17 protein-coding genes are annotated in these 15,956 nt (G+C 57.6%); 9 read left to right on the top strand and 8 right to left on the bottom strand.

Features of this window, described 5'->3' with window-relative positions; genetic code table 11:
• Positions 1–159: 159 nt before the first annotated feature.
• Positions 160–1,674, bottom strand: coding sequence for a DUF2125 domain-containing protein (locus ACR0AP_RS08665; protein WP_480506430.1), 1,515 nt, complete (start codon positions 1,672–1,674; stop codon positions 160–162).
• 140 nt (positions 1,675–1,814) lie between these two features.
• Here ACR0AP_RS08665 and ACR0AP_RS08660 point away from each other — a divergent pair, with 140 nt between their 5' ends.
• Genes ACR0AP_RS08660 through ACR0AP_RS08650 form a run of 3 tightly spaced genes read left to right on the top strand, consistent with a single transcriptional unit; the run spans position 1,815 to position 3,897 of the window.
• Positions 1,815–2,558: an SDR family oxidoreductase gene (locus tag ACR0AP_RS08660; RefSeq protein ID WP_480506429.1), complete on the top strand. Its 744-nt coding sequence runs from the start codon at positions 1,815–1,817 to the stop codon at positions 2,556–2,558.
• Entirely contained in the window at positions 2,555–3,163 is a 609-nt protein-coding gene (locus tag ACR0AP_RS08655; RefSeq protein WP_480506428.1) for an enoyl-CoA hydratase/isomerase family protein, read from the top strand. Before ACR0AP_RS08660 ends, ACR0AP_RS08655 begins: the two co-directional genes overlap by 4 nt.
• On the top strand, positions 3,160–3,897 hold the full coding sequence (locus tag ACR0AP_RS08650; RefSeq protein WP_480506427.1) for a VOC family protein: 738 nt from the start codon (positions 3,160–3,162) through the stop codon (positions 3,895–3,897). The genes ACR0AP_RS08655 and ACR0AP_RS08650 overlap by 4 nt, the downstream gene beginning before the upstream one ends.
• Here ACR0AP_RS08650 and ACR0AP_RS08645 read toward each other — a convergent pair whose 3' ends face one another.
• Positions 3,898–4,194, bottom strand: coding sequence for an HNH endonuclease (locus ACR0AP_RS08645; protein ID WP_209599595.1), 297 nt, complete (start codon positions 4,192–4,194; stop codon positions 3,898–3,900).
• A gap of 48 nt (positions 4,195–4,242) precedes the next feature.
• Between ACR0AP_RS08645 and ACR0AP_RS08640 the strand changes: the two genes are divergently transcribed.
• Positions 4,243–5,427 (top strand): TIGR03862 family flavoprotein, encoded by a 1,185-nt coding sequence (locus ACR0AP_RS08640; RefSeq protein WP_480506426.1) that lies wholly within the window; start codon positions 4,243–4,245, stop codon positions 5,425–5,427.
• Between the two features lies 1 nt (position 5,428).
• Here the strand turns inward: ACR0AP_RS08640 and holA are convergent, their stop codons facing one another.
• From holA to ACR0AP_RS08620, 4 genes are all read right to left on the bottom strand, one after another.
• Entirely contained in the window at positions 5,429–6,457 is a 1,029-nt protein-coding gene (gene holA, locus ACR0AP_RS08635) for a DNA polymerase III subunit delta (RefSeq protein WP_480506425.1), read from the bottom strand.
• Entirely contained in the window at positions 6,454–6,945 is a 492-nt protein-coding gene (lptE, locus tag ACR0AP_RS08630) for an LPS assembly lipoprotein LptE (protein WP_267364334.1), read from the bottom strand. Before lptE ends, holA begins: the two co-directional genes overlap by 4 nt.
• Entirely contained in the window at positions 6,932–9,469 is a 2,538-nt protein-coding gene (gene leuS / locus ACR0AP_RS08625) for a leucine--tRNA ligase (protein ID WP_480506424.1), read from the bottom strand. Before leuS ends, lptE begins: the two co-directional genes overlap by 14 nt.
• Positions 9,470–9,541: 72 nt before the next feature.
• Positions 9,542–10,027 (bottom strand): DUF3576 domain-containing protein, encoded by a 486-nt coding sequence (locus tag ACR0AP_RS08620; protein ID WP_209504982.1) that lies wholly within the window; start codon positions 10,025–10,027, stop codon positions 9,542–9,544.
• A 281-nt stretch (positions 10,028–10,308) separates the two neighbouring features.
• Between ACR0AP_RS08620 and ACR0AP_RS08615 the strand changes: the two genes are divergently transcribed.
• Together ACR0AP_RS08615 and ACR0AP_RS08610 are read left to right on the top strand one after the other, a co-directional pair.
• The gene (locus tag ACR0AP_RS08615; RefSeq protein WP_480506423.1) at positions 10,309–11,259 is read left to right on the top strand and encodes a porin; all 951 of its coding nucleotides are present in this window, start codon (positions 10,309–10,311) and stop codon (positions 11,257–11,259) included.
• Positions 11,260–11,359: 100 nt separating this feature from the next.
• The gene (locus tag ACR0AP_RS08610; protein WP_480506422.1) at positions 11,360–12,019 is read left to right on the top strand and encodes a YggS family pyridoxal phosphate-dependent enzyme; all 660 of its coding nucleotides are present in this window, start codon (positions 11,360–11,362) and stop codon (positions 12,017–12,019) included.
• Here the strand turns inward: ACR0AP_RS08610 and ACR0AP_RS08605 are convergent.
• A complete protein-coding gene (locus tag ACR0AP_RS08605) occupies positions 12,003–12,503 on the bottom strand; it encodes a L,D-transpeptidase family protein (RefSeq protein ID WP_480506421.1) in 501 nt (166 codons plus the stop codon). The genes ACR0AP_RS08610 and ACR0AP_RS08605 overlap by 17 nt on opposite strands.
• Positions 12,500–13,591 carry a GTP cyclohydrolase II gene (ribA, locus tag ACR0AP_RS08600; RefSeq protein WP_480506420.1) on the bottom strand — a complete coding sequence of 364 codons (1,092 nt, stop codon included), beginning with the start codon at positions 13,589–13,591 and terminating at the stop codon, positions 12,500–12,502. Before ribA ends, ACR0AP_RS08605 begins: the two co-directional genes overlap by 4 nt.
• A 162-nt stretch (positions 13,592–13,753) precedes the next feature.
• Between ribA and ACR0AP_RS08595 the strand changes: the two genes are divergently transcribed.
• The 3 genes from ACR0AP_RS08595 to ACR0AP_RS08585 all read left to right on the top strand — a co-directional run bounded on the left by ACR0AP_RS08595 (position 13,754) and on the right by ACR0AP_RS08585 (position 15,932).
• Entirely contained in the window at positions 13,754–14,440 is a 687-nt protein-coding gene (locus tag ACR0AP_RS08595; RefSeq protein ID WP_171724917.1) for a response regulator transcription factor, read from the top strand.
• 238 nt (positions 14,441–14,678) lie between these two features.
• Positions 14,679–15,071: a GFA family protein gene (locus ACR0AP_RS08590; RefSeq protein WP_480506419.1), complete on the top strand. Its 393-nt coding sequence runs from the start codon at positions 14,679–14,681 to the stop codon at positions 15,069–15,071.
• A 72-nt stretch (positions 15,072–15,143) separates the two neighbouring features.
• Complete coding sequence (locus ACR0AP_RS08585; RefSeq protein ID WP_480506418.1) at positions 15,144–15,932, top strand: exodeoxyribonuclease III; 789 nt, start codon at positions 15,144–15,146, stop codon at positions 15,930–15,932.
• Positions 15,933–15,956: the final 24 nt, after the last annotated feature.

Genomic DNA, 15,956 nt, shown 5'->3' with positions numbered 1-15,956 from the left:
CGGGTTGATTGCCAAGGACCTAGCCTTGCACCGCCCGCCCCGCAAGACCTGTGACCGGATTGTGCTGTGTGGATCGTGATAAATCCATGCCGCTACAGGGTTTGGACAAGAATTACAGGAATGGAAAGGGCCGCACTGCGCGGCCCTTTCAGATGGGTATTACTTGATACGCTGGCCATTCGCCAAAATCTGGCCGTCTTCGGTGAATTCGATGGTCGAGTTCAGGGTGTCAGGCTCATCGCCGGGGACAGCCATCAGACCCATCATCATCCGCGCGCCCAGCGCATCGTCGTCCGAAATGAGGCCCATGCCGATCAGCGTATCGATCAGCTGATTTGCGCCAACAAGTTTCAGGTTCGCCACGCCGCTTGGGCTGGGCATTCCGCCAAACTCTTCAGTGTTAGAATTGTCGAAGGCAAAATCGCCATCGCCGGTCAGTTTGGCGCCAACCAACGAAACCAGAAGCTGGCTGATTTTCAGCGAATGCAGCTCGCCCGGAGCTTCGTCCGACTCAACGTCGATTTCTGGATCGAAGATGTTCATCAGAACTTTTGCCGTGCCGGTCGTGTCCAGCGCAATTGTCGCCGGATCGCGGGGCAGCGCGCCTGCCGGGTCAAAAATGCCCCACAGGACATCAGACATGGTGAAATCGGTCATGTTGAGGCCAAAGGCGAAGGGCTGTATTTCGTCCGATTGCTGGATCGGGAATTCGAAATTCAACCCTGCGCTGGCCATGGACAACTCGATCGGGAATGGCAGGTCTGCTGTTGTAACCGCCAGTTTGGTGCTGTTCTGCGCGATGTCATAGGCGATACGCTCGGCGTCGATGCTGGCGGCAAAGCGTCCACCCTCCGAGGTGCTGTTCATCGAGAACGCCTGGCCTTCGCTGGTCCCGCTCAGATCGGTGCTGCCGGATGCATAGGTAAACGTGCCATCAAAGGCGAAACCCGCTTGGTAAAACGCCTGCGGATCAGACATGTCAAAATCCAGCGGGATCACGTTTTCGCCTTCAAAGGCCAGTTGGCCCAGTTGGCCATTGATCAGCCCGCTTTCACCGTTTTCCGGATCCTGAAAGTTCAGGTCATAGGTCAGTGTATCGCTGTTGAATGTCTGGGTGATGTTTCGGTGTTCGCCGATTTGCATCCGCGACCGACCGGCCAGATCACCTGCCTCGACCGCGATGCTGAAAACCTCGTTCGGCAGCGGTTCGCCATCGACTTCAATCGAATCCAGCGCAATGCCCAGTTTGTCAGCGGTGTAGTCATAAGTCATGTCTTCGGGTGTACCCGAAACGACCATGTTCAGCTGGCTGTGCGAATAAATCACTTTGGCTGCAAACTCTTCATCATCGGCTTTTCCCGTGACATCCATGGGAAAGCTTTCGGGCAGTCCGATGGTAACGGTTCCGTCACCATTTTCGGTCAGCGTCATTTCAGGCATGACCATCTGGAACTGCCCGTCTTCTTCCGGAAAGGTCAAAGAAAGTGTCATGTTCGAAATAGTGGTGACGTCACCGGTGATGCTTTCGTCACCTGTAACGGTGTAGCCCATTGAAGTGAAATAGCTTTGCCAGTCGGACCAGACATCATTTGCAGTAAGGTCGGCGAACGCGCCCTGGGTCGCAACGGCGTAAGCCAGAACAGCACCGCAGCTGCGGTGGAAGAAAACGGACATAAGGTAACCCTTCTTGATCAATTTGCGGCGCATGGTCGGGGTTGTGGCACCTATCGTCAAGGGGGCAAGGGCTGGACCATTTCCCCGTTTCCGCGTTACGGCTGTTGCCGGGATCGATAACAATGCGTGAGGAGAGGCGAATGCAGGGGAAAACAGTTCTGATAACCGGGGCCAGCCGTGGCATCGGGGCCGAAGCGGGGCGCGTTTTTGCCGCAGCCGGGGCCAATGTCGCATTAGTGGCCCGCAGCCGAGATCAGATTGATGCCTTGGCCGCTGAACTGGGTGATCAGGCCATCGCGCTGGCCTGCGATGTCAGCGATTTCGCGCAGGTCGAGCAGGCTGTGGCCACATGTGTGGATCGGTTCGGTGGGCTGGATGTTCTGATTGGCAATGCCGGTGTGATTGATCCGATCTTTCATCTTACCAACGCCGATCCTGAGGCCTGGAGCAAAGCCATCGACATCAACCTCAAAGGTGTTTTCTACGGGATGCGTGCGGCATTGCCGGTGATGCGGGCCGCCGGGGGCGGAAGCATTCTGACCGTCTCGTCCGGCGCGGCGTCCAACCCGGTTGAGGCGTGGAGCCATTATTGCGCGTCAAAGGCCGGGGCAAAAATGTTGACGGAATGCCTGCATCTGGAAGAAGCCCAACACGGTATTCGCACCATGGGGCTGTCGCCGGGGACGGTTGCCACGGATATGCAGCGGTCCATCAAGGCAAGCGGCATCAATCCGGTCAGTCAACTGGACTGGGACGCGCATATTCCCGCAGACTGGCCAGCACGTGCCCTGTTGTGGATGTGTTCCAAGGACGCGGATGAATATTTGGGAACGGAGATATCGCTGCGCCTGGAAGACATCAGAAAAAGGGTCGGGTTGATATGATCGACCTGACGAAAGAGGATGGCCTGTGGGTTGTTACGATCAACAATCCCGAAAAGGCAAACGCCCTGACCGAAGCGATGCTGAATGAACTGGTCGGGATTGCCGAGGCCGCAACCAGCGCGCGGGCGCTGATACTGACGGGCGCGGGCAAAGTGTTCAGCGCGGGGGCCGATCTGGACGAGGCGCGCGCCGGTCTGGCCACCTCTGACGTCTGGGAAAGACTGTCCGGTGCCATCGCCGCATTGCCCTGTCTGACCATTGCCGCGTTGAACGGAACTTTGGCTGGTGGGGCCAATGGCATGGCTTTGGCCTGTGACCTTCGCATTGCGGTGCCAACAGCCAAGTTCTTCTATCCGGTGATGAAGCTGGGGTTTCTGCCGCAACCTTCCGATCCGAAACGGTTGGCGGCATTGGTGGGTCCGGCCAGAACCAAGTTGATCCTGATGGCAGGTCAGAAAATCACCGCGCAAGAGGCTTATGACTTTGGTCTGGTTGACCGGATCGTCGAGCCCGATCACCTGATGCAAACCGCGCGTGAGTTTGTGACAGACTGCGTGAACGCTGACCCCGTTGTCGCCGCGGACATCGCAAGGATGTGTTCATGAGGATTTCGGCCGTTCGGTTGCGGGTCGCTGACCCGGAAAGACTGGCCGTATTCTATCGCGACGTTCTGGGTATGCGGGTTGACCGGCAGGGGTCAGGTTACCGCGTCGGCTACAACTCGGAAGATGCGGACCTTCTGCTATTGCCGGGTGGTGGCGGATACACCCATGACCGGGGCCAAAGATATTGGAAGATCGGAATAACCGTCCCTGATGTCGATCTTGCGGCAGCGCATCTGCGCGCGCTGGGTACTGCGGTAAGCACGCCGAGCCAGTTTCTGGATATCGGGTATATGTGCCATCTGGCTGATCCCGAAGGGTTTGTCATCGAATTGCTGCAGCATGATTTCGAAGGTAACAAACTGGCGCAGGTGGCATATCCAGATGCTCCGTTTGCGCAGGCCCGGATCGGTCAGATAACCCTTCGGACCGGTGATATTGCGGGTGAGGGCGCGTTTTGGCGCGCGCAAGGCATGTCCTTGCTGTCAATGCAGGAGGTGGCCCCACATGGCTTTGATCTGCATTTTTACGCCTTTACCGACGAAACCCCTCCAAACCCCGATTTGTGGGCCATCGAGAATCGCGAATGGTTGTGGAAGCGGCCGTATACGACATTGGAATTCCAGCATCTTGCGGGTGCGCAGTTTGCGCCCGTACCGGATTACCGGGGAATAGTAGTCGAGGGGTTGGCCGCACCTTTGAAAGACGCCTTTGGCGATCCGGTCCTGCCGGGCTGATCACCTGTTGCGTCGCTTGCCCGGAACTTTCGACCGAAATCCGGGTGGGCGTTTACGCACCCAGATCAGGAATTTCTCAAGCCTGGGATGCGCGCGCAAGGCTGCGACCGTGTTGTAACTGCGCGCCAGTTCGGCCTCGGTCAGGGTGGCATGGACCTCTTTGTGGCAAATCTGGTGCAGAAGAACGGTGGGTCCGCCCTTGCCTCCTTTGAGTTTTGGGATCAGATGATGCAGGCTGCCACCCCCGCTGGGGATTGGGCGGTCGCAGAGCGGGCAGATCGGATCGTTGTTCGCCATGATGGTTTGAAACTTGCGCCGATGGATGGCGAAGGCAAGAGGGTGCGAATGGTGCAGGCAGTGGTGATCGGAGCAGGCCCCGCAGGGTTGATGGCGGCCGAGCAACTGGCCGAGGCTGGGCATTCCGTACTGGTTGCCGAAGCCAAACCTTCGGTTGCGCGCAAATTTCTGATGGCAGGTAAATCGGGGCTGAACCTGACAAAGGACGAACCGCCTGAGACACTGATGCGGTCGTATAACAATGCGGCGGACTGGTTGCGCCCGATGATCACCGCCTTTGATGCGCAAGCCGTGCAACACTGGGCGCGTGGATTGGGCCAGACATTATTCACGGGCTCTACCGGGCGGGTTTTTCCTGAGGCCATGAAGGCGTCGCCCTTGTTGCGCGCATGGCTTGCGCGACTGGACGCAGCAGGGGTTGAGATCAGAACCCGTTGGCGATGGAAAGGTTGGGAAGCTGATGCGCTGGTATTTGACACCCCGGACGGGCCGCAAAACCTAACCGCTGCTGTAACCGTACTGGCGCTGGGCGGGGCAAGCTGGGCCCGCCTTGGGTCGGATGGTCATTGGGCGCAAATCCTGTCCGACAGGAGCGTGGATCTGGCACCGTTTGAACCTGCGAATTCAGCCCTGTCTGTGGACTGGAGCCCTCATATGCAGCCACATTTCGGGGCAGCGCTGAAATCGGTTCGGTGGATGGCCGGTGGCCTGGAAAGCCGCGGCGAGGCTGCGATCTCGGCAACCGGGCTGGAGGGAGGGGGGCTTTACACTCTCACCCCTGCCTTGCGCAAAGGGCAGCCACTTTGTGTCGATCTGGTGCCTGATCTGGACCAGCAGTCCTTGCAGGCGCGATGGTCTTCCAAAAAGTCGAAAACCACGTTTTCGCAATGGTTGAGAAAGTCGTTGAATCTGTCACCGCAGAAGATTGCCGTGTTTCACGAGATGGCAAAACGCAGTCACTTGCCGCTGCCGGGCAACGTGGCGGTCCTCAAGAAACTGCCAATCCTGCACGCGGGGCTGCGACCGATGGATGAGGCCATTTCGACGGCAGGCGGTGTGAAACGATCCGCGTTGGATGACGGGCTGATGCTGACGTCCATGCCAGGCGTGTTCTGCGCCGGTGAGATGATGGACTGGGAAGCGCCAACCGGGGGCTATCTTTTGACGGCCTGTCTTGCGACTGGCCGCTGGGCCGGCCGGGCCGCTGCCGATTGGCTGGATCAGGTCAGATAACTCAGCGCGACCGCGCAAGCATCGCCAGACGAATCATAGCACGCTCAACCAGAGCCATTGAGGGGGCTGTCTGTCCGGCGGATCGCAGGGACAGGTCGGTGTCTGTCAGAACGGTCAGCGCTGTTTGCAACTTGGGCGCCCCCCAGCCCTGTGCTTGACGCAGAATACGGTCACGGCGTTTGCCGTAAACCGGCGGGCGCAACTTACCGATACCCTGCGCAGCACCACCCGGATCCGAGGCGCAGGCATAAAGTGTGCGGAAATGCCGGGTCGCCCCAATGCACAGAGTTACCCCGTTGGTGCCTTGAGCCTGCAACCGCCGGATCAGCGGCCCGATCTCTCCGGCGCGGCCTTCGGCAACCACGTTCAGCACATCGTCAAGCGCCGCCTCGGTCGAACGCGGGGCGCAGGCTTCGATGTCTTCCATTGTCAGCTCAGAGTTGTCACCGCGCTTGTAAAGCGACAGTTTTTCAACGGTTTGGGTGAGGTCACCGGGGCTGAGACTGTTGGCCAGTTCGCTGATGGCAGACATGACATCGCGGGGGATGTTTTTCAGATGTGCTTCGGCCAGAACCCGTTCGACCTCTGCGCGCGATGGCGGGTCGTCATAAATACCTATTGCATAGGCTGCGGGATGCCCCTCGAACGCTTTGCGGATTTTCGAATTTGGTTTCAGCTGACCAGCCGTCACGATGATCTGAGCGTCGCCGGGGGTCCATTCTTCAAGCGCAGCCAGAATCGCAGGCGAGGCGGTTTCGGTGGCGTCTTCCACAAACACCGCGCGCGGGCCGGGGAAAAACCCAACCGCCTTGACCGCGTCCAGCAGCGACGCCGGATCGCCGCGCAAGTCACCACCCGGCAGGCGGGTCAGGCGCATTTCCTCTTCCGCGCCGGGACCAAGCAGTGCGGCCAGAACCTGTTGCCGCTTAAGCGCCACCCGCATGGCATCCGCACCATAGATCAGCAGCCCGGTCTTGTCCGCATCCGGCTTGGCGAAATACCCGTCAGCCTCGCGCGGGCTCAACTTCATTTGGACAAGCCCGGCGTAGAATACAGGCGGTTCACGATATGCCCGGACAGGATTACCATCAGGCGTTCTTTCGCATCGCGTTCGTCAGCCAGCGTCGACACGGTAGAGCCCGAAGCAGAATAGCCCACAAAATCGGTTACGGTGCCGGACGCCGCGACTTGCCCGGTTTCGTTGGATTTCAACGCGTATTGCGCCCGTCCATCAATCGTGTACCGCGTTGTCTCGTTCGTCGTGGTTATGGCCGCGCCGCGGGTTTCGGTCGAGACCTGAACATCCAGAGTGTAATCGCTGACAGATCCCGCGCTGCGGCCCAGTTGGTGTTCAAGGTTTTGAACCAGAAGATAGCTTTCGACGGTATTTGGCGCAGACACCGCCACCCGGCCAAACAAGGCAGAACCCGACCCGCCCGGAGCATAAACCGGTTGAAAGCCGCAGGCAGCCAGTACCAGCGGCATCACAAGCAATGTTCTGCGATCAAACAACGACATTCACGATCCGGCCCGGAACAACGATAACTTTCTTCGGCGCGTTGCCATCCAGCGCCTTTTGGACAGCTTCGGTGCTGAGCACGATATTTTCAACCTCGGCTTTGTCCATATCTTTCGGAACGCTGATTTCCGCGCGACGCTTGCCGTTGATCTGGATGGGCAGGGTGATAGTGTCATCAACCAGCATCGCCTCATCCGCGACGGGCCACGGGGCGACGGCCACAAGGCCCTCACCGCCCTGATGCGCCCAGATATCTTCCGCCAGATGTGGCGTCATCGGTGACATCAACTGGGCCAGTGTTTTGATCGCTTGTTTCTGAGCCGCCGCTCCGGCTTTGGATTTTGCCAGCGTATTGGTGAAAGCATAAAGCTTGGCTATGGCGGCATTGAAGCCAAAGCTTTCGACACCCAATGTCACGTCACGGATGGTTTTATGCATCTCGCGCAACAGGTCCTCATCGCCTTCGCCCGCTGCATTGGCCTCCATGGCACCGATCCTGTCACACAGGTTCCAAACGCGATTCAAATGCTTATAGGCGGCTTCAGCCCCTGCCGCCGTCCATTCCACGTCCCGCTCGGGTGGCGAATCGGACAGCACGAACCAACGGGCCGTATCGGCCCCAAAGGCTGAAATGATGCTAACTGGATCGACCACGTTTTTCTTGGATTTCGACATCTTGGCCGAAGGGATGATTTCGACCTCAGTACCATCGGCCAGTTTGCCGTTGGTTACATCCTCGGGCAGGTGATAGACCGGCCGGCCGTTGGCGTCGCGCGTCTGGTAGATCTCATGCGTTACCATGCCTTGCGTGAACAACGCATCGAACGGCTCGATGGCCTTTTTGGGCAAGTGGCCGGTAAGGTTCATCGCCCGCGCAAAGAACCGGGAATAAAGCAGATGCAGAATCGCGTGTTCAATGCCGCCGATATACTGGTCGACATTCATCCAATATTCAGCCTCAGCCAGATCGGTAGGTGTTTTCGCGCGCGGCGCGGTGAAACGGGCGAAATACCACGACGAATCGACGAACGTGTCCATCGTGTCGGTCTCGCGCTTGGCCGAAGCACCACAGGAGGGGCAGGAACAATCGCGCCAGGTCGGGTGGCGGTCCAGGGGGTTGCCGGGTTTGTCGAATGTCACATCGTCGGGCAGGCGGACCGGCAGGTTTTCTTTCTTCTCGGGTACCACACCGCAGCTTTCGCAATGCACAACGGGAATCGGACACCCCCAATAGCGCTGGCGGCTGAGGCCCCAGTCCCGCAGGCGGTATTTTGTGACACCCTCGCCCCAACCGGCTTTTTCAGCAAAATCGACGGTGGCGTTGATGGCTTCCTCGCCTGTCGCCTCGGTCAAACCTGCAAAATGATTCACCCAGCGAACCTTCTCGGTTTTCGGCGGGACGAATGCAATTTTGTCGACCGGCGTGCCGTCATCCAGTGCAAAGAATGTGTCGACCACGGGCAGGCCGTACTTGCGGCAGAAGTCGAGATCGCGCTGGTCATGCGCAGGGCAGGCAAAGATTGCGCCAGTGCCGTAATCCATCAGGATGAAATTGGCGATCCAGACCGGCAGTTCCCAGCTCGGGTCCAGCGGGTGCTTGACCTTGATGCCTGTATCAAAGCCCAGCTTCTCTGCGGTTTCTATGGCTTCTTCCGTGGTGCCACCTTTGCGACATTCGGCCACAAATTCAGCCACTTCGGGGTTTTCGGCCTCAAGCTGTTTTGCGATCGGGTGATCGGGCGAGATGCCAACGAAAGATGCGCCCAGCAGCGTGTCGGGGCGGGTTGTATAAACGGTGATCGGCTCTCCGCCGTCAGTGCGTTCAAAGCCGAATTGCAGACCACGGGATTTGCCGATCCAGTTCTCCTGCATCAGGCGCACTTTGGCGGGCCAGTTGTCCAGAGTGTCCAGTGCGTCGAGCAACTCTTCGGAATAATCCGAAATCTTGAAGAACCACTGGGTCAGCTCGCGCCGCTCTACCAGTGCGCCCGAACGCCAGCCACGACCATTTTCAACCTGCTCGTTGGCCAGAACGGTCATGTCGACCGGGTCCCAGTTCACCACAGCGTTTTTGCGATAAACCAGCCCGGCATCCAGCATATCGAGGAAAAGCGCCTGTTGTTGGCCGTAATACTCCGGGTCGCAGGTCGCGAACTCACGTGACCAGTCGATGGACAGGCCAAGTGGCTTCATCTGATCGCGCATGTCGGCGATGTTGCTGTAGGTCCAGTCCTTCGGATGACCCCCGATGGCCATCGCGGCATTTTCCGCAGGCATCCCGAATGCGTCCCAGCCCATCGGGTGCAGCACGTTATGGCCCGTTGCCAGCTTGTGCCGCGCGATGACGTCACCCATCGTATAGTTGCGCACATGCCCCATATGGATTCTGCCAGACGGGTAAGGAAACATCTCAAGCACATAGTATTTTGGCTTGTCCGCCTTGTGGTTGGCGGTGAAGATCCCGGCCTTGTCCCAGGCCTCCTGCCATTTTGCTTCGATTTCGGTGGCCGAGTAGCGCGACATTGTGCGGTCCTTCGTGAATGAAAACGCCGGGTAGGAACCCGGCGTGGTAATATTGTGATTTTCGGCGGGTTGCTAGAACTTGTTGTCCGCTATGCGTAGCTGCCGGGCACGCGACAGAATCGCATCCTCGACTGCGCGGGAAGTTGCTGCACTTACCGGAGCTCCCCCACTCGATTGCAGCGCAACCGACAAAGAGCGCGCGGCAAGCGCCGGATCGCTGATGTGAACAGTTGCCCGGTAGGATCGGCCGCCGCCCGGAGGTGTGCCGTAACCCGTTACGATTACACCGGTAAACGGATCAACCTCTTGCACAGGCAGGAAACTCAGCACATCCAGAGAAGCCGCCCACAGATACCGGTTTACGTTTGTGGTCTGTTCGGCGGTACTGCGGTCGAAAATATCCCAGATTGTTGTCCGCTCGGGATCATTCAGCTCCTGTTCGTCCGAATTGCCGCCAGCGAGGTTGGGGGAGTACGTTGTCGAAGTGTTTCGATTCTGCCCACATGCCGAAAGAGCGGCGGTCAGCAGGATCATTCCCAAAATCGTAGGCAGGCGCATTGTAAACAGGTCCTGTTTCACTTGTTCTACAGTATTCAGGGGATACTCCTAGCCAAGGACCCCCGCTGCAACAAGTCCATTCTTCTGAAATGTAAGTGTATCAGCTGCATCAGGGCGAAAACTGACTGTGGCATCCTTGCACCAATTTGACCTCAATGACGCTCCCGCCTTTATGCCAAGCTTGCGCAAAGGGGGCAAAAAGAGCGAAACGGTGTCCGTGCTGAGACATATGCCGAGGCATGTGTCGAGTAGATAACTCTTTTGAAACCGAGGGAAACAAGATGAAAAAAGTTCTCTTCGCAACTACGGCGCTGATCGCGACCGCAGGCGTTGCAGCAGCTGAAGTTAACTTCAGCGGTTATGGCCGTTTTGGTATTGGCTACCGTGAAGATCGTTCGACTGCACCTAACGTAGACGACACCATTCTGGTATCGCGTTTCCGTCTGAACATCGACGGCAGCACCGAAACCGATGGTGGCGTTCGCTTTGAAGGCCGTGTTCGTCTGCAAGCTGACGAAGACAGCAGCACAGGCGAAGCAAACACCGCTGGCCTGAACGGCGCACGCTTCTCGGTCATCTACGGTGGTCTGCGTGTTGACGCGGGTAACGTCGCAGGTGCCTTCGACAACCTGGCAAACTACTACGGCAACGAAGTAGGTCTGGAACTGTTCGCAGGTCAGTATTCGGGCGTTGACTACAGCTTCCTGGGTTACTCGTCGACCGGCGCAGGTTCGAACGCTGTGTTCTTCCAGTACGCTGTTGGTGACTTCGCATTCGGCGCGTCCTACGACACAGACGGCATCAACGGTGCAGACCGCTGGGATATCAGCGCAACCTACACCTTCAACAACATCACTGCCGCTCTGGCTTACGGTCAGACCGACTCGACCGTTGCTGGTCAAAGCGATCCGAGCCTGACCGTTCTGACCCTGGGTGGCGAATGGGGCGACTTCTCGGGTACACTGTTTGTTGCTGACGACGCAACTGAAGTTGCTTCGACAGACGGTACTGCATGGGGTCTGTCGGCTGCCTACAACCTGGGCGCTGCAACCACCCTGCTGTTCACCTACGGTGACGGTAATGCGTCTGCTGATACTCAGCAGGTTGCTCTTGGTGCGATCTACGACCTGGGCGGCGGTGCATCGCTGCGCGGTGGTATCGGTGTCAACGACTGTGACAGCTGCGCAGACTCGACGCTGGTTGCTGACTTCGGTGCTCAGTTCAACTTCTAAGCTGATCTGAACCGCAAGGTTTAAGGGCGGGTCTTCGGACTCGCCCTTTTCTTTTGCGCCGACTTGGTGTTTTCCTGCTCCAAAACAGGATGAGGGTCTCATGTCGTTGCAAGACGTCACCGCACGTATCGCCAAAGCCGAAGCCAAGTCGAACCGACCGGCAGGTTCCGTCAAACTGATTGCCGTGTCCAAGGTGCAGCCGAATGACAGGGTGCAGGAGGTTCTTGAGCAGGGGCACAGATGTTTTGGCGAGAACCGCGTGCAGGAGGCAGCAAGCAAGTGGCCCGCGTTCAAAGAACAGTTCGAGGGTATTGATCTGCACCTCATTGGCCCGTTGCAGACCAACAAGGCCCGTCACGCAATGGAACTGTGCGATGCGATCCATTCGGTAGATCGACCCAAACTGGCCAAGACACTGGCACGTTTGGCACAGGAAATGGGAACCTGTCCGGAGCTGTTCATTCAGGTCAACACCGGTGAGGAAGACCAAAAGGCCGGTATCCTTCCTGCGGGCGCGGATGGTTTCATAGCCGAGTGCAGGTCATTGGATCTGCCCGTGCGTGGATTGATGTGCATTCCTCCGGTCGATGAAGAGCCTGCTCTGCACTTTGCGCTCTTGGCAAAAATCGCAACGCGCAACGGGCTTGACGGATTGTCTATGGGGATGAGTGACGATTTCGAACAGGCCATCGCCATTGGCGCGACACATGTGCGCGTTGGCTCAGCTATCTTTGGCGAACGAATTAAACCTCGGGAATAATCAACCGTGTTCCGGGGGCAATGCGCTGTGATATCCAGTGTAGATGGTCCCGACGAAATGCAACGCAGCCTTCTGTTGGATAGCCGGGTCTGCGCCATTGGTGCAGAAATATCGCTGACCCTCTGCCCGGAGCGGCGTTTGGCCAATTCCAGTCGGTCAACAGAATCAGATCATATAACGGGTCGGCGCGGCGCAGCTTTTCGTGGCTGAATGCATAGGGTGCGCTGACCATGTGGTTGTATCTGCTTTCAGACACGTCGTCAGACCACAAGTCCCGTGGGCCAATGGCGCGGGCCCATTTGCTGGGGGCGGCCATTCGGTCGGCCCGGTACAGCATGCCGACGATTCGATGATGTCCGGTTGGGGTCGCCCCATCGCCTTCGCGTTTTGCGTTGCTCAACCCGCGCTTGCCTACGGAACAGGGGAACACCCTGCCAAGAAACCGGATGCCGCGCGGGGTCAGAACAAGATCGCCTGGGGTCAAAGCAGATGGCCTGACTTCTTGGCCTTGGTTGCCAGGTATCCCCGGTTGTGAGAGGTTTCGCCAACTTTCAGAGGGACACGCTCGGTTACTGCGATACCTGTTCGCTCCATCATGGCGATCTTGGCCGGGTTGTTTGTCAGCAAGCGGACAGAGTTGAAACCCAGCGACTTCAATATATCCGACCCAAGCCGAAAATCGCGCTCATCGTCCTCAAAACCCAGCCTGTGGTTCGCCTCAACGGTGTCAAAACCTTGATCCTGAAGGAAATAGGCGCGCATCTTGTTGGCCAGACCTATACCGCGCCCTTCCTGATTCAGATACAAAAGAACGCCTGCACCTTCTGCACCCATCTGCTCCAGGGCGCCGCGCAGTTGCGGGCCGCAGTCACATTTCAGGCTTCCCATCAGATCGCCGGTGAAACAGGCAGAATGCAATCGGGCCAGCACAGGCTTATCGCGGTCCGGACGTCCGATCTCGACGGCGTAGTGTTCTTCACCGCCGTCTTCCGGGCGGAACACGTGTAACCGACCGGCTTCGGACACCTCCATCGGAAGGCGGGCCGCGACGACTTCGTGCAAAGTGCTGCGATCCGCCAGATGAGGCGTGGCGCGCGTGTGATCAATGCATGTCAGACCGTGGGACGCCGCAAATTCCCTGCCGTCCTCGACAGGTACCACGACCACAGCGGGAAGGATGCGCGCGGATTTGGCCAATGCAATTGCGATACGGTGCAGATTGGCATTGCCGTGCCGCTCGGTCATCAACGGGCCCTTCATGGGCGCGTTCAGATCGTCGGAAGGATCAGCAACCGCCTGTACCCATGCGATATCTGCATCCGCCGGGATCGAAACCCGCGCCAGATCCCCGTCGTACGCCCGCGCTTTCAGGGTTTCAGCACGTCGCCCAGTTATGGCCACCACCGGATTCCCTAGTTTTTTCAGGTCGGCCAGACGCTGTGGGCTGAGCGTTTCCGCAGAAACCGCAAGCACGCTGAAGCCACTGTCATCGGTCAGCGCAACCGGAACGCCCATGCGCAGATCAGCCCGCGCCCGGGCGAGAAGTTCCGTGATATCGGGGATGAGACTCATCAATGTTACCCTATAACGCTCAATCTTTCTCCTAGCCCTTTCGAAAGGAAATGTGAAACATTTCCGCGAACTCTGACACGAAGGCGTGAAACGGTTGCAGCAAATCTTGTTGATTGCATATTCCACGCGCAAGTGATGGAAAAGCGTTTGGAGGACCGGGAAATGGCTCAACTCAAGAAAATCCTGCTGGTGGACGATGACGAGGACCTGCGCGAGGCGCTCAGCGAGCAACTTGTCATGACCGAAGACTTTGACGTGTTCGAGGCGTCAGACGGTCACTCTGCCATGGAGCGCGCGCGCGAAGCGATCTATGACCTGGTCATTCTTGATGTGGGTCTGCCGGATACCGACGGGCGCGAACTGTGCCGCCTCATGCGCAAACAGGGTGTCAAAAGCCCGATCCTGATGCTGACCGGTCATGACAGCGATGCCGATACGATCCTGGGCCTGGATGCTGGCGCGAATGACTATGTTTCTAAACCATTCAAATTCCCGGTGCTTCTGGCACGTATCCGTGCACAGCTTCGCCAGCACGAACAATCCGAGGACGCTGTATTTGTACTTGGTCCCTATACGTTCAAACCGGCGATGAAGATGCTGATCACGGAAGAGGACAGAAAAATCCGCCTGACCGAGAAGGAAACCAACATCCTCAAATTCCTGTACCGCTCGACCGACGGCGTGGTGGCGCGGGACGTGCTGCTTCACGAAGTTTGGGGATATAATGCAGGTGTTACAACGCATACGCTGGAAACCCACATCTACCGCCTGCGACAGAAGATTGAGCCCGATCCGTCAAATGCGCGCCTTTTGGTCACAGAATCCGGTGGATATAGGCTGGTGTCTTAACTGGGTGTGGATTGACTTGGATCAAAGTGATACCCTGTACTCATAATTAGGTTACTCCCAACCCGCGCATGTCCGGGTTATGACATGCACCTCCCTGTTGGACTGCCGGGCCGAATGGCCCGGCTTTTTTCTTTTCTGAAGGGCGAGATCATGCGCCGCCTATACCGTCACAGGCGTTGCGAAATCCATTTTGTTCCTGTAATGTTCTAATTCTTGCGAAAGGTTGGAGGAGCGCGTGATGATCGAAGGAAGCTGTTTGTGCGGGGCGGTGAAGTTTAACCTGAAGTCTCAACCATCCGTGATGGGAACCTGCCATTGCTCAAGATGCAGAAAAGCCGGGGCCAGCACAGTCGTATTTGTCAACAAAGAAGACTTGGTGTGGGTTCGGGGAAGGGAAAACGTAACGCTGCACCAGCCTGATCCGCCTTACAAATACGGCAGGTGTTTCTGCGGGAATTGTGGGACATCTTTGGGCGAAATCATTTCAGAAGCAGACAGTTTTCCAATCGCAGCAAATGCACTGGATACCGGGTTAGAGCAGAAAGTTCAGTTTCACGAATTTGTTTCGGAGAAACCGGACTGGTACGAGATTTGCGATGATGCCCCCCAAAATGAAAGCCACCCGTCCTAGCTTTTTTTTCTGATGGCACCCCACCCCCCACCGCGTTAACCTTCGCCAAATCGCGACAGAGGAATCCTCGCCATGCCCTTCACACTTGCCACCTGGAACATCAACTCGGTCCGACTGCGCGAACCTATCGTGCTGAAACTGTTGGAAGAAGAGGCACCGGATGTTCTGTGTTTGCAGGAATGCAAGTCTCCGGTTGAAAAGATTCCGACCGAAGGGTTCGCGGAGCTGGGCTATACCCACATGATTGCCCGTGGCCAGAAAGGATATAATGGCGTCGCCATCCTGTCCCGCCTGCCGATAGAGGAGGTGGGCGACATGGATTTCGCAGATCTCGGCCACGCACGCCACATAGCCGGACGGATGGAGAATGGTGTCACGATCCACAACTTCTATGTTCCCGCTGGCGGTGATGTGCCAGATCGTGAAGTGAATGAGAAATTTGGCCAAAAGCTCGACTATCTCACGGGCATGCGCGATTGGTTCCACGCAGAAAAGCCGGAAAAATCCATCCTCGTCGGCGATCTGAACATTGCTCCGCGAGAAGATGACGTCTGGTCGCACAAACAATTGCTCAAGATCGTCTCGCACACTCCGATTGAAGTGGAACATCTGGCCGAGACCCAGGACGCGGGTGGTTGGGTCGATATCACCCGGCAGGATATTCCCGAAGGGCAGCTTTTCAGCTGGTGGTCCTACCGGGCCCGCGACTGGGATGCGGCAGACAAGGGGCGGCGGCTGGATCATGTCTGGGCCACGCCCGATATTTCGAATGCGGGTCATTCCAGTCGCATTCTGCGGGATGCGCGTGGGTGGGAGAAGCCCAGCGATCATGCGCCGGTCTTTGCGACTTTCGACATCTGAACTGAAACTCTGCCCTTGGTTTCT

This window comes from Ruegeria sp. AF7, assembly GCF_056541885.1.
The sequence above is the reverse complement of the archived record's forward strand: the minus strand, read 5'-3'. Positions and strand labels throughout refer to the sequence as shown.

Bases quoted from the DNA above. Each gene is read 5' to 3' on its own strand.
- holA (WP_480506425.1), bottom strand. From the start codon at position 6,457: ATGAAGTTGAGCCCGCGCGAGGCTGACGGGTATTTCGCCAAGCCGGAT.
- ACR0AP_RS08660 (WP_480506429.1), top strand. From the start codon at position 1,815: ATGCAGGGGAAAACAGTTCTGATAACCGGGGCCAGCCGTGGCATCGGG.
- ACR0AP_RS08650 (WP_480506427.1), top strand. From the start codon at position 3,160: ATGAGGATTTCGGCCGTTCGGTTGCGGGTCGCTGACCCGGAAAGACTG.
- lptE (WP_267364334.1), bottom strand. From the start codon at position 6,945: ATGTCGTTGTTTGATCGCAGAACATTGCTTGTGATGCCGCTGGTACTG.
- ribA (WP_480506420.1), bottom strand. From the start codon at position 13,591: ATGAGTCTCATCCCCGATATCACGGAACTTCTCGCCCGGGCGCGGGCT.
- ACR0AP_RS08595 (WP_171724917.1), top strand. From the start codon at position 13,754: ATGGCTCAACTCAAGAAAATCCTGCTGGTGGACGATGACGAGGACCTG.
- ACR0AP_RS08645 (WP_209599595.1), bottom strand. From the start codon at position 4,194: ATGGCGAACAACGATCCGATCTGCCCGCTCTGCGACCGCCCAATCCCC.
- ACR0AP_RS08615 (WP_480506423.1), top strand. From the start codon at position 10,309: ATGAAAAAAGTTCTCTTCGCAACTACGGCGCTGATCGCGACCGCAGGC.
- ACR0AP_RS08620 (WP_209504982.1), bottom strand. From the start codon at position 10,027: ATGCGCCTGCCTACGATTTTGGGAATGATCCTGCTGACCGCCGCTCTT.
- leuS (WP_480506424.1), bottom strand. From the start codon at position 9,469: ATGTCGCGCTACTCGGCCACCGAAATCGAAGCAAAATGGCAGGAGGCC.
- ACR0AP_RS08640 (WP_480506426.1), top strand. From the start codon at position 4,243: ATGGTGCAGGCAGTGGTGATCGGAGCAGGCCCCGCAGGGTTGATGGCG.
- ACR0AP_RS08610 (WP_480506422.1), top strand. From the start codon at position 11,360: ATGTCGTTGCAAGACGTCACCGCACGTATCGCCAAAGCCGAAGCCAAG.
- ACR0AP_RS08585 (WP_480506418.1), top strand. From the start codon at position 15,144: ATGCCCTTCACACTTGCCACCTGGAACATCAACTCGGTCCGACTGCGC.
- ACR0AP_RS08665 (WP_480506430.1), bottom strand. From the start codon at position 1,674: ATGTCCGTTTTCTTCCACCGCAGCTGCGGTGCTGTTCTGGCTTACGCC.
- ACR0AP_RS08590 (WP_480506419.1), top strand. From the start codon at position 14,679: ATGATCGAAGGAAGCTGTTTGTGCGGGGCGGTGAAGTTTAACCTGAAG.
- ACR0AP_RS08655 (WP_480506428.1), top strand. From the start codon at position 2,555: ATGATCGACCTGACGAAAGAGGATGGCCTGTGGGTTGTTACGATCAAC.